The organism is Micromonospora sp. NPDC023814 (assembly GCF_040639595.1).
Lineage (GTDB): Bacteria > Actinomycetota > Actinomycetes > Mycobacteriales > Micromonosporaceae > Micromonospora.
Map to the genome: position 1 here is coordinate 145,211 of NZ_JBFAAF010000002.1, position 11,736 is coordinate 156,946.

Annotated in this window: 9 protein-coding genes; 1 reads left to right on the forward strand and 8 read right to left on the reverse strand. The window is 74.6% G+C overall.

Annotation, left to right across the window (positions count from 1 at the left end; translation table 11 throughout):
• Positions 1-15 precede the first annotated feature (15 nt).
• The 7 genes from AB0G14_RS01820 to AB0G14_RS01850 form a co-directional block, all read right to left on the reverse strand.
• Positions 16-1,671 carry a serine/threonine-protein kinase gene (locus AB0G14_RS01820; RefSeq protein WP_357692686.1) on the reverse strand — a complete coding sequence of 552 codons (1,656 nt, stop codon included), beginning with the start codon at positions 1,669-1,671 and terminating at the stop codon, positions 16-18.
• A 71-nt stretch (positions 1,672-1,742) separates the two neighbouring features.
• A complete protein-coding gene (locus AB0G14_RS01825) occupies positions 1,743-3,296 on the reverse strand; it encodes a fused MFS/spermidine synthase (protein WP_357692688.1) in 1,554 nt (517 codons plus the stop codon).
• Between the two features lie 36 nt (positions 3,297-3,332).
• Positions 3,333-4,415 carry a hypothetical protein gene (locus AB0G14_RS01830; protein WP_357692690.1) on the reverse strand — a complete coding sequence of 361 codons (1,083 nt, stop codon included), beginning with the start codon at positions 4,413-4,415 and terminating at the stop codon, positions 3,333-3,335.
• Between the two features lie 180 nt (positions 4,416-4,595).
• Positions 4,596-5,405 (reverse strand): inositol monophosphatase, encoded by an 810-nt coding sequence (locus AB0G14_RS01835; RefSeq protein ID WP_357692692.1) that lies wholly within the window; start codon positions 5,403-5,405, stop codon positions 4,596-4,598.
• A complete protein-coding gene (locus AB0G14_RS01840) occupies positions 5,398-5,850 on the reverse strand; it encodes a response regulator (RefSeq protein WP_357692694.1) in 453 nt (150 codons plus the stop codon). Before AB0G14_RS01840 ends, AB0G14_RS01835 begins: the two co-directional genes overlap by 8 nt.
• Positions 5,847-7,607 carry an ATP-binding protein gene (locus tag AB0G14_RS01845; protein ID WP_357692696.1) on the reverse strand — a complete coding sequence of 587 codons (1,761 nt, stop codon included), beginning with the start codon at positions 7,605-7,607 and terminating at the stop codon, positions 5,847-5,849. The genes AB0G14_RS01840 and AB0G14_RS01845 overlap by 4 nt, the downstream gene beginning before the upstream one ends.
• Complete coding sequence (locus AB0G14_RS01850) at positions 7,604-8,782, reverse strand: fused response regulator/phosphatase (RefSeq protein WP_357692698.1); 1,179 nt, start codon at positions 8,780-8,782, stop codon at positions 7,604-7,606. The genes AB0G14_RS01845 and AB0G14_RS01850 overlap by 4 nt, the downstream gene beginning before the upstream one ends.
• Positions 8,783-9,080: 298 nt before the next feature.
• Between AB0G14_RS01850 and AB0G14_RS01855 the strand changes: the two genes are divergently transcribed.
• On the forward strand, positions 9,081-11,456 hold the full coding sequence (locus AB0G14_RS01855; protein ID WP_357692700.1) for a M28 family peptidase: 2,376 nt from the start codon (positions 9,081-9,083) through the stop codon (positions 11,454-11,456).
• Between the two features lie 19 nt (positions 11,457-11,475).
• On the opposite strand, the gene AB0G14_RS01860 is transcribed toward AB0G14_RS01855, so the two are convergent.
• Positions 11,476-11,730 carry a Smr/MutS family protein gene (locus AB0G14_RS01860; RefSeq protein WP_013736060.1) on the reverse strand — a complete coding sequence of 85 codons (255 nt, stop codon included), beginning with the start codon at positions 11,728-11,730 and terminating at the stop codon, positions 11,476-11,478.
• Positions 11,731-11,736: the final 6 nt, after the last annotated feature.

Below are 11,736 nucleotides of genomic sequence, written 5' to 3' on the forward strand. Positions count from 1 at the left end.
CTGACCCCGGCGGGCTCAGTCGTCGTCATCGTCGGTGTCCCTTTCCTGGCTTGCTTTTTTTCCACCACCCGACCCCTTCCCCTTGCCGGAGTTGTCGGACTTGGCCTTCGAGGCGCCCGTGGAGGTGCCGGCCTTCGTCTTCGGGGTCCTGGTCGTCGGGGCCTTGGCCGTCGGGGCCTTGGTCGTCGGGGCCTTGGTGGTGGGCGCGGTGCTCGGCGCCGAGCCGGCCACGCCGGAGACCTGCACCCCGCAGGTCTCGTCGCCGAGGCGGAACTCCACCGGCAGCGGGTTGACCCCGGTGTGACGGCCGGTCAGCGTGAACTTCTCCGACGCGCCGGGGGCCAACGCCCGCTCCGGGGCCGGCTCCACGAGCACCGTCCGGCCCTGCTGGCGTACGGGCACGGGCACCGACTTCGTCACGGTCTGCTGGCCGGGAAAGGTGAAGCTCATCCGCCAGCCGCGCAGTTCCTGCTGGCCGGTGTTGGTCAGGGTCAGCTCGGCGGCGAAGTCCTTGCCGGAGTCCTTGCGCAGCGTGTACGCCACGCGGCAGGGCGCCGGCTGCTCCGCGCCCATCCGCGCCTGCGTCGGCTGGTCGATGCCGCCGCTGGCCGGGCTGCGGGCGGTCACCCCCCACAGCGCCGCGGTCACCGCCACCAGGCCGGCGGCGGCCACCCCCGCCTCGACCCGGCGGCGCCGGGCCGCCGCCCGCCGGTTGCGCGTACCGGAGAACGGCAGCGCGTCGGTGGCGGCGGACCAGGGCAGGATCGTGGTGCCGGCGCTGGCCAGCTCGGCCGGGTCCACGGGCCCGGCGGCCGGGGAGACGGGCACCGCCGCGATCATGCCGGCCGCCTCCGCGAGCGTCCGGGCGACCTCGGCGGTGCCGGGCCGGTCCTCGGGCCGCTTCGCCAGGCACCGGCGCACCAGGTCGCGCACCTCGTCGGGGAGCCCCGGCACCGGCGGCATCGGCTCCGGGTCGTTGTACATGTGCGCACGCAGCATCTGGGTGGTGGTGCTCGCCTGCCAGGGCAGCCGGCCGGTGAGCATCCGGTAGAGCAGCAGGCCCACCGCGTACACGTCCGTGGCCGGGGAGACCTGACCGTTGTCGAGCCGCTCCGGGGCGAGGTACGCGGGCGTGCCGAGCAGGGCCTCGTCCGGCCCCTTCTCCTTCTCGCCCACCAGCGCCGAGATGCCGAAGTCGACGACCTTGACGCCGGTGGCGGTCAGCATGATGTTGCCCGGGGTGACGTCCCGGTGCACCACGCCCCGGGCGTGCGCGGTGGCCAGCGCCGAGGTGACCTCCGCGCCGATCGTCACCGCCTCCCGCCAGGGCAGGCTCCCCCGGCGCAGCCGACCCGTCAGCGACTCGCCGTCGACCAGCTCCATGACGACGTACGGCACGGTCAGGCCGGCCCGCTCGGACTCGCCGTAGTCGTAGACGTTGGTGATGTTGGGGTGGCACAGCCGCGCGGCGGCCTGCGCCTCGATCCGGATGCGGTGCCGGAACGCGCGGTCGCTGGCCAGGCGGGAGGCGAGCACCTTGACCGCCACCTGGCGGCCGAGCACCTCGTCGTAGCCCCGCCACACGACGGACATGCCGCCCGCGCCGAGCTGCTCGATCAGCCGGTACCGCTCACCCAGCAGTTGCGCGCCGTCCCGGATCGGTCCACCCATGGGAGTCGTTGTTGCCCCGGACCGCCCCGGCTACACCTCGGCGGTCGGAATCGGTCACCGATGTCACCCGATCAGGCGGTGGCGAGGAGCTGGTCCACCGGGGCGTAGTCGTCGGTCAGCACCAGCGCCTCGCCGACGAAGGCGGCCAGCTCGGCGCCCGCGAGCAGGGTGGCACCCTCCCGCAGGTCCACCAGCCGGACGCGGATCGCGTCCAGCGGCAGCGGGGCGTCGGAGGCGACGATGAGGAAGTTGGCGCCCTCCCGCCCGGCGAGCGCCGCCGCCGGGGCGATCACCGCGACGTGCCGGAACTCGGCGGCGACGGTGGCCAGCTCGCTGCGGATGAAGCGCAGCGGCGGGTAGTCGATGACGTTCTGCACGTAGACGCCGCCGGGCCGGGTCACCCGACGGATCTCGGCGGCCATCTCCCGGGTGGCCAGGTGCCAGGGCACCACCAGGTGCCCGAAGGCGTCGCCGACCACGAGGTCCCGGCTGTCGGTCGCCTCCCCGGCGACCAGCATCCGGGCGTCACCCACCACCGCCCGCAGGTCCGGCCCCTGGCGTACGCCCAGCTCGCGCTCGCCCAGCTCGACCAGCCCGCCGTCGATCTCGAACACCACGTTGTCCGTGCCCGGGCGGGTGGCGGTCAGGTAGCGCGGCACGGTGAACCCGCCGCCGCCCAGGTGCAGCGCGTCCAGCCGCTGCCCCTTCGGGGCCACCACGTCGGCCACCGCCCCGATCCACCGCGTGTACGCGTACTCCAGGTGGGTGGGGTCGGCGAGGTCCACGTACGAGTGCTGGGCCGAGTTGAGCAGCAGGGTGCGGCCGGAGTCCCGGCCGGGGTCGGCCTCGACGCTGGCGCAGTGGTAGGCCGTCTCGATGTCGCACGGGTTCGGGGCGACCGTGGTGAGCCCGGCGCCGACGAGACCGAGCACGGCCAGGGCCGCCTTGGCCCGCGCCGGGCCGGGCAGCTCCGCCCGGTCCTGCCGGCGCAGCCACACCCCGAGACCGAGCCCGGTGAGCCCGAGCGAGGCCGCCAGGGCGAACAGGATGACCGTGCTGGGCAGCGCGGCGACCAGCACGAAACCGGTGCCCAGGGTGGCGGTGATGCCGCCCAGCGTGCCGATGCCGGAGAGCCGGCCGACCACCTGGCCCGTGCGCCGCAGGTCGGCGAGCTGGAGCTTGACGACCAGCGGGGTGACCGCGGCGAGCAGGGCCACCGGCACGAAGACGGCGAGCGCGACGAGCAGCAGGATGGCCGTGGCCGCCCCGCCGCGCAGCACCTCGCCGGCGTACCGGACCACGGGCAGGGTGACCGCGGTGGCGATGCCGGCCAGCACCAGCGCCGGGGCCAGCAGGGTGCGCGGGTTGCGCCGGTCGGCCAGCCAGCCGCCCGACCACGCCCCGTACGCGATGGCCGCCAGCGCGATGCCGATGACCGAGCTGGTCACCTGGAGGGTCACCCCGACGTACGGCCCGACCAGGCGCAGCGCGACGGTCTCCAGCACCAGGACGGCGCCGCTGGAGAAGAAGACCAGGAACGCGGCGAGCCCGTTGGGCAGGGCCCGGGCGGACGGCCGCTCCGGCTTGGCCGGCGGGGCCGTGACGTCGGACGATGGGGAGCTCACCCGCGCGATGGTACGCAGTGAACCTGGGGCGGCGGGTCAGTACATCGATAGATGAACATGGTTCGTGTGGTCGGCGGCGGGGCTGCCGCTGCCGCCGTACGCCCGCCACCCGGTGCCCGGGTGCCAGATCTGCCGGTACCAGATCACGTAGAGCACGCCGAGCCGGCTGGCGTTGCGCACGTGCCAGGCGGCGAGGCTGTCCCCGTACGCCTTGTCCCCGCCGGTGGCGGTCTTGTCCTCGAACCCGTTGGTGGCGGCCGAGAAGTCGCAGGCCCGGCCCTTGGGATGCTCGCCGGAGCCGCCGCTGCGGTAGCAGGAGACGTGCCGCTTGTAGCCGGCGTTCTGGGTCTGCTGGAGGGCGTTGAGCGTGCGCGGGGTGATGCAGCCGGAGGTGGTGGGGTCGTTCACCGAGCAGGACTCTGAGGGCCAGGAGCCGTCGGGGTTGCGCGGCGCCGGCTTCGCCGAGGAGGAGTTCCCGCCGCTGAAGCCGCCGCTGCTGCCCGAGCTGACCGCCGCGAGCGCCGCCTCGGCCTCCTTCTTCTTCTTCGCCATCACCGCGAGCTGCTTCTGCTGCTCCCGGACCTCGGTGTCGAGGGCGATCTTGGCCTGCCGCGCCTGCTCGCGCGCCTCGGTCAGGTCGCGCAGCCGCCGGCCGTCGCGCTGCGCCATCAGGTCCAGGTGCGCCGCCCGCTCCAGGAACGCCTCGGGCGAGGCGCTGTTGAGCAGCATCGCCGTCGGGGTGAGCCGGCCCACCCGGTACGACTGGGCGGCCACCTCGCCGACCTGCGCGGTCAGCTCGACCAGCCGGCCCTCCAGCGTGGTCAGCTGCCCCGTCAGCGTCTTCTGCCGGCGCTTGGAGTTGTCCAGCTTCGCCTTGGCCTCGATGTGCGCCTTGGCGGTGGCCTCCAGGGCGTCCCGCAGCTTCTTGGTGCCGCCCTCGTTGGGCTCCGCGTACGCGGGCAGGGCGCCGCCGCCGAGGAGCAGCGCCACCGCGACGAGCAGGGCGACCAGCGGCCGGCGCACGGCCGACGGGGCGGGCAGCGGGCGGCGGGCACGCCGCGCCGACAGAGCGATCAGCGGACGACGGCCGCGACGCCCGACGGGCATGGTCCTGCGCACGAAAGCATCCTTTCGTCGGCCGCCAGCCCCCGATGACAGCGCTGCGCGGCGGCGGCCCCCGCCGGGCGCCGGTCGGCGGCCTGCTGGCGGAGACCGGCGGTCAGGATACCGGACCGGCCGCTCGTGACCAGGCCCGTGACCGCCCCGGCCATCGAACATCGACGCAGTGTCGCATCGACGTCACGCAGCGCCGAGCAGCGCCTCGTGGACCTCCGCCCAGACCCGTTCGCTCGCCGCGACCAGCAGGCCGTGGCCCTCGTCGGCGGGGTGGTAGTCGGCGCCGTCGAAGCGCCGGGCGACGCCGCCGGCCGCCCGGACCAGCAGGGTGCCGGGGGCGTGGTCCCACGGCAGGGTGCGCCAGAACAGCACGAACTGCTGGTCGCCGGTGAGCACGTCCAGGTATTCCCGGCCGGCGCAGTGCTGGCCGGGGAGCAGCTCGCCGACCCGCCCGCCGCCCGCCTCGACCCGCGCCTTCGACGCCGGCGGCAGGAACCGCGACATCGCGGCACCGCGCAGCGCGTCCACGGGCGTGTCCACGGCGGTCCGCACCGGCCGGCCGTCCAGCCACGTCCCCTCACCCGCCCGCGCGACGGCCAGCGTGCCGGCGAGCGGGTCGAGCACCCAGGCGGCCGTCGGCTCGCCGTCGGTCAGCAGCGCCACCATCAGCGCGAACGGCCGCCGGCCGGCCGCGAAGTTCGACGTGCCGTCGACCGGGTCGACCAGCCAGACGTCGCCGGACCCGCGCAGGTGGCGCAGCAGGCCCGGGTCGTCGGCGACGCCCTCCTCGCCGACCACCACCGAGCCGGGGCGCAGCCGGCGCAGGGCCGCCGAGATCATCTCCTCGGCACGACGGTCGGCGACGGTGACCAGCTCGCCCGGCGCCTTCTCGGTGACGTCGGCGTCGTCCAGCTTGCGGAACAGCGGCAGCACGACTTGGTCGGCGGTCTCGTGCAGCAGCCCACCGACGTCGTCGAGGAGGGTGTCAGCCACGCGGCGGCAGCTTGACCACGCTGACGAAGAACTCGTCGATCTGCCGGACCACGGAGATGAACCGGTCGAAGTCCACCGGCTTGGTCACGTACGCGTTCGCGTGCAGCTGGTAGCTGCGCAGGATGTCCTCGTCGGCCTGGGAGGTGGTCAGCACCACGACCGGGATCCGGCAGAGCTGCTCGTCCTTCTTGATCTCCTCCAGCACCTCCCGCCCGTCCCGGCGGGGCAGGTTCAGGTCGAGCAGGACCAGGTCCGGGGTCACCGCGTCCGCGTACTGGCCCTCGCGCCGCAGGTAGGCCAGCGCCTCGGCGCCGTCCGAGACGACGGTCAGCCGGTTGCGGAGCTTGTGCTCCTCGAACGCCTCCTGGGTCATCAACACGTCGCCCGGGTCGTCCTCGACCAGCAGGACCTCGATCGGGCTATTGCCGTCCGCCGGCGCGGTCATCCCACCGTCTCCCTCATGTCACCCGTTCTACCGCCTGCCGGCGCCCGGTCGGGGCCGTCCGTGGCGTCCGTCTCGTCGCCGGAACCAGCGGCCTGCTCCGGCCCGCCGGTCGTCCCGCCGTCGTCCTCGGCCCCGCTCGTGCCGTCGCCGTCCCCGGCGTCGTCGGTCGCCGGCCCGTCGGCGTCGGCAGCGGCGGCGGTCGCCGCCTCGACGTCCTCGGGCAGCGCGGGGAGGGTGAAGCGGATCGCGGTGCCCTCCTCGGTGCCGGTGTCCACCCAGACCCGGCCGCCGTGGTACTCCACGATCTTCTTGACGATCGCCAGGCCGATCCCGGTGCCCGGGTACGCGTCCTTGGCGTGCAGCCGCTGGAAGATGACGAAGATCTTGTCGGCGAACTCCGGCTCGATCCCGATGCCGTTGTCCTGGCAGCTGATCTCCCACTCGTCGCCGACCAGCCGGGCCGAGACGTGCACCTTCGGCGGCACGTCGGGACGGCGGAACTTGATCGAGTTGCTGACGAGGTTGGCCAGCAGGTTGGTCAGCAGCGGCTCCTCGCCGCGGATGACCGGCAGCTCGCCCCAGGTCAGCTCGGCGTCGGCGTACTGCCGGGCGGCCTCGGTCTGGCCGGCCACGTCGCCCATGACCTTGTTCATGTCGACCTCGGTGAAGCCGGTGGTGAGCCGGCCGATCCGGGAGAACGCCAACAGGTCGTTGATCAGGCGCTGCATCCGCTGCGCACCGTCGACGGCGAACGCGATGTACTGGTCGGCCCGCTCGTCCAACTGCCCCGCGTACCGGCGCTGGAGGAGCTGGCAGAAGCTGGCCACCTTGCGCAGCGGCTCCTGCAGGTCGTGCGAGGCGACGTACGCGAACTGCTCCAGGTCGCGGTTGGAGCGGGTGAGTTCCTCGGCCTGCTTCTGGAGCTGGCTGTTGACCCACTCGATCCGCTCCCGGGCCTCCCGTACCTCGTCCAGCTCCTTGGCGATCTTGCGCCGCATGGCGTCGACGTCGCCGGCGAGCCGGACGAACTCGGGCGGGCCGGCGCCGGTGATGCCGTGCCGGTAGTCGCCCTCGGCGACCTCCCGGACCTGGTCGGCCAGCCCGGTCAGCGGGCGGACCACCATCTTGTCCAGCGAGATCAGCAGCATGCTGCCGGCGACGACCACCACCGCCAGGGCGGCGATCAGCAGGACGACCAGCAGGTCGCTCGTCCGCCGGACGTCCCCGGCGCTCTGCTGCCGGGCCTCGAGGATCCTCAACTGGAGGTTGTCCAGGGCGGCGCGGACCTGGTCGAACTGCGCCCGGGCCTGGTCGGTGACGAGCACCTGCCCGGCGGCGGTGCCGCGCTGCTCCGTCGTGGTGATCACCGGCACCGCCACCGACTGGCGCCAGGCCTCGGCCCGCTCCTCGACGACCCGCAGCTCGGCCCGGATGCCCGGGTAGTCGCCGAGCAGCCGCCGCATCGCGGCGACCAGGTCACGCTCCCGCTCCCGGCCGGCGTCGTACGGGGCCAGGTCGGCCGGGTCGCCGCTGACCGCGAAGCCGCGCACGGCGTTCTCCTGGTCCAGCAGCGCGTTCAGCACCTCCTGCGCCTGCACCCGCAGCGGGCCGGTCTTGTTCAGGATCGCGTCGATGTGCGTCCGGTTCTTCGCCGCCACGACGACCGCGCCACCGGCCAGGCCGACCAGGAGCACCGCGACGACGGCGAGCAGGGTGACGACCCGCTGACGCAGGGTCCACTCGCGGACTCCGGTCACCGGCCACCGCCCCGGCTGACCAGCAGCATGGCGACGTCGTCGGCGAGCGGCCCGCCGTTGAGCCGCTCGGCGCTCCCGACCAGCCAGGCCGGCAGCTCGGCCAGCGGCACGGCGAGGCTCTCCGGGTCGGCGAGCAGGCCGCCCAGGCCGGGCACGTCGAGGCGTTCGTCGCCCTCGCCGACCCGCCCCTCGATCAGCCCGTCGGTGTACATCAACAGGGACCAGTCATCCGTGTCGAACTCCAGGTCGTAGGCCACGGGCCGGCGGGGTCGTACGCCGAGCAGCAGGCCGCCGGGTGCCGGAACGGGCACCACCTTGCCGCCGGCGAGCAGCAGCGGCGGCGGGTGCCCGGCCAGCCGGACGGTGGCCCGGTTGGCGTCGAGGTCCAGCCGCGCGGTGGCGACGGTCGCGAAGATCTCCTGGAGCCGGCGCTCGCTCATCAACACCTGCTCCAGCGCCGGCAACACCTCGTCGTCCGGCACGCCGGCGAGGATCAGCGCCCGCCAGGCGACCCGGAGCTCCACGCCGAGCGCCGCCTCGTCCACGCCGTGCCCACAGACGTCGCCGACGATCAGCTCCAGCCGGTCCGGGCTCGTCTGCACCACGTCGAAGAAGTCGCCGCCGATCAGGGCGGCGTGCCGGCCGGGCCGGTAGAAGGTGTGCACCGCGACCTCGTCGGTCGTCATCAGCGGCTGCGGCAGCAGGCCCCGTTCGAGGCGGGCGGACTCGGCCTGGCGCAGTTCGACCTCGCGCAGCCGCCGCGCGTTCTCGTCGGCCCGCTTGCGCTCCACCGCGTAGCGCAGCGCCCGGGTCAGCAGCACCCCGTCGACCTGGCCCTTGACCAGGTAGTCCTGCGCGCCCTCGGCGACCGCGACGATGCCCAGGTGCTCGTCGGAGCGGCCGGTCAGCACGCAGACCGCGGCGCCGCTGGCCATCTCCAGCACCTGGCGCAGGCCGTCGAGGCCCTGCGCGTCGGGCAGGCCGAGGTCGAGCAGGACGCAGTCGACGCCCACCACCCGCCGCCGGGCCTCGCTGAGGCTCGTCGCCACCAGCAGCTCGACCATGGAGTTGGTCTCGGCGAGCAGCTCGCCGACCAGGAAGGCGTCGCCCTCGTCGTCCTCGACCAGCAGCACCCGCAGCCGCTCACCCGGAGGCAGGTTGGGGTGCCTTCCCATGCCGCCGTGCGGGTACGGCACGACAGGAGAACCGGCCGAGCCGGCCCCCCGGCGCGACCGGGTCACCGCCGCGAGACGCGGGAGATCGCTGGTGATGTCGGGCTCCTTCCGAGTGCCCTGCTGATCCTGTATTAGACAACGTTCGCACACAACACGACGGGCGCCGCAGGCGCGGGCATGGGCCGGATCACGGCCGCCGCGCGGCCCGGGCGCTGCCCCGCCCATCCGGGGGAGTCCCGCGGACGCCGCCCCGGTGCAGGATTGGTGCCACCCCTGGCCCCACCCCCGAGGAGTCCCCGTGGGCGCACCCACCACCCGCGCCGCCGACCGCGCGCTCGCCCGGCCACGCCGCCGGTTGGCCGCCGCCGCGGCGGCGCTCGTCGCGCTCGTCGCCGTCGGCGCCGGCACGCTGCTCGACCTGCGCACCCCGGCGCCGCGACCGGCCGACGCGCCGCCCGGCGAGTTCAGCGCGGGCCGGGCGTACGAGCACGTCAAGGTCGTCGCGGCGCGGACGCACGTGGCCGGCAGCCCGGCCAACGACCAGGTCCGCGCCCACGTCGAGGGGGTGCTGCGCGGCCTCGGCCTGGAGACGGAGGTGCAGGACACCGTCGCGCCCGAGGCCGGCCAGCTCAGCGGGGCGGCCGGCGGCGCCACCCTGGCCCGGGTCCGTAACGTGGTGGCCCGGCTCCCCGGCACCGATCCGACCGGCCGGGTGTTCCTCGTCGCGCACTACGACTCGGTCCAGTCCGGGCCCGGCGGCAACGACGACGCCGCCGGCACCTCGGCGATCCTGGAGGTGGCCCGCGCGCTGGCCGCCGGCCCCCGGCCGCGCAACGACATCGTCTTCGTGCTCACCGACGCCGAGGAGGCGTGCCTGTGCGGGGCGTCGGCGTTCGCGTCGGGCCACCCCCTGGCGGCCGACGGCGGGGTGGTGCTCAACCTGGAGGCGCGCGGCTCCACCGGCCCGGTGATCATGTTCGAGACCTCGCAGAACAACGCGGCGCTGGTGGACGCCTTCGGCCGGGGCGCGCCGCACCCGGTCGGCACCTCGTTCGCGGTGGAGATCTACCGGGCGCTGCCCAACGACACCGACTTCACCGCGTTCCTCGACGCCGACTTCGTCGGGCTGAACTCGGCGTACATCGACGGCGGGGCGATCTACCACACCCCGCTGGACACCCCGGTGGCCATGGACCGGGCCAGCCTCCAGCACCACGGCGACAACGCCCTCGGCCTCGCCCGCGAGTTCGGCCGGGTCGACCTGACGGCGCTGAAGTCCGGGCACGACGCCACCTACTTCCCGGTGCCCGGCGGGCTGGTCCGCTACCCCGGCTGGCTGACCCTGCCGCTGGCGCTGCTCGCGCTCGCCGCCGTGGTGGCCCTCGGCTGGCTGGCCCGGCGTCGCGGCCGCGTCACCGGGGGCCGGCTCGCCGCCGGGTTCGGGCTGGCGCTGGCACCGATCGTGATCGCCCCGCTCGCCGCCCAACTGCTCTGGGCGGCGGTCACCGCGGTGCGCCCCGGCTACGCCGAACTGCTCGACCCGTACCGGCCGACCTGGTACCGGTTGGCCGTGGTGGCGCTCGCCGTCGCCGTCCTGTTCGCCTGGTACGCGCTGACCCGCCGCCGGGTCGGCCCGGCCGCGCTCGCGATCGGCGCGCTGGGCTGGCTGGCCCTGCTCGGGTTGCTGCTCGCCGTGCTGGTGCCCGGTGGGGCGTACCTGGTCACCCTGCCGGCCCTGGCCGGCGCGCTGGCCGGGCTGGTCGCGGTGAGCGCGCGGATCGACGGCCCGTGGCCGGTGGTCGCGGCGACCCTGGCCGCCGCCGTGGCCGTGGTGGTCCTGCTGCCCACCGTCGTACTGCTGTTCCCGGCGCTCGGCATGGCGATGGGCGGCGTCGCGGCGCTGGTCGCGGTGCTGCTCGGCCTGGCCGCGCTGCCGGTGGTCGACCTCCTGCACCCGCAGGCCGGCGGCCAGCGGGGCATGGTCGCCCTGCGCGCCCGCCGGCTCGGCGCGCTGCCGGCCGCAGCCGCCGCGCTGGCGACGGTGGTGTTCGCCGGGGTCGGGCTCGCCGTCGACCGCTTCGACGCCGCGCACCCCGCGCCCACCCACCTGATGTACGCCCTCGACGCCGGCACCGGGCAGGCCCGCTGGCTCTCCCACGAGGAGGACCCGCAGCCGTGGACCGACGGCTACGTCGACGGGGTCGTCGAGGTCGCCGACTTCCCCGGCCTGGGCGACGCCGAGCTGCGCGCCGGTCCGGCGCAGGCGGCGAACCTGCCCGCGCCGAAGCTGGAGGTGCTCTCGGACACCACCGCCGGCACCGAGCGCACCCTGCGCCTGCGGCTCGTCCCGCAGCGCCAGGTCCGCCTGGCCACCCTGCACGTCGACTCGGCGACCGCGACGGTGCTGCGCGCGGAGGTGGCCGGCCGGTCGGTGCCGGCGGAGGCCCGGGAGGGCCGCTGGGGCTTCGGCGTGGTCTTCCACGCCCCGCCGCCGGAGGGCGTCAAGGTGATCCTGACCGTCACGCCGAAGGCGGGGCAGGTGGCGCTGCGCGCGATGGACGCCAGCGACGGTCTGGACGCGCTGCCCGGCTTCCGGCCCCGCCCGCCAGAAGTGGGGGTGGTCGGCTCGCACAGCTCCGAGATGCTGGCCGTCGCCCGGACCTATTCCCTCTAGCCGCAGGACCGTCCCGGCACTACTTCCAGCGGAAGTGCACGAAGAGGCGACCGAAGTTCTTCGAGTCCTTCTCGACGCGGTGGTAGAGCTGCTTGACGTCCTTCTGGTCGAGGAAGCGCAGCACGCGCTTCTTGAGCTGGCCAGAGCCCTTGCCGGGAATGATCTCGACCAGGGTCGCCTTCTTCGCCACCGCCTCGTCCATGATCCCGCGCAGGGCCCGGTCGATGTCGTGACCCTTGTTGAAGATGTCGTGCAGGTCCAGCTTCAGCTTCATCGCGCA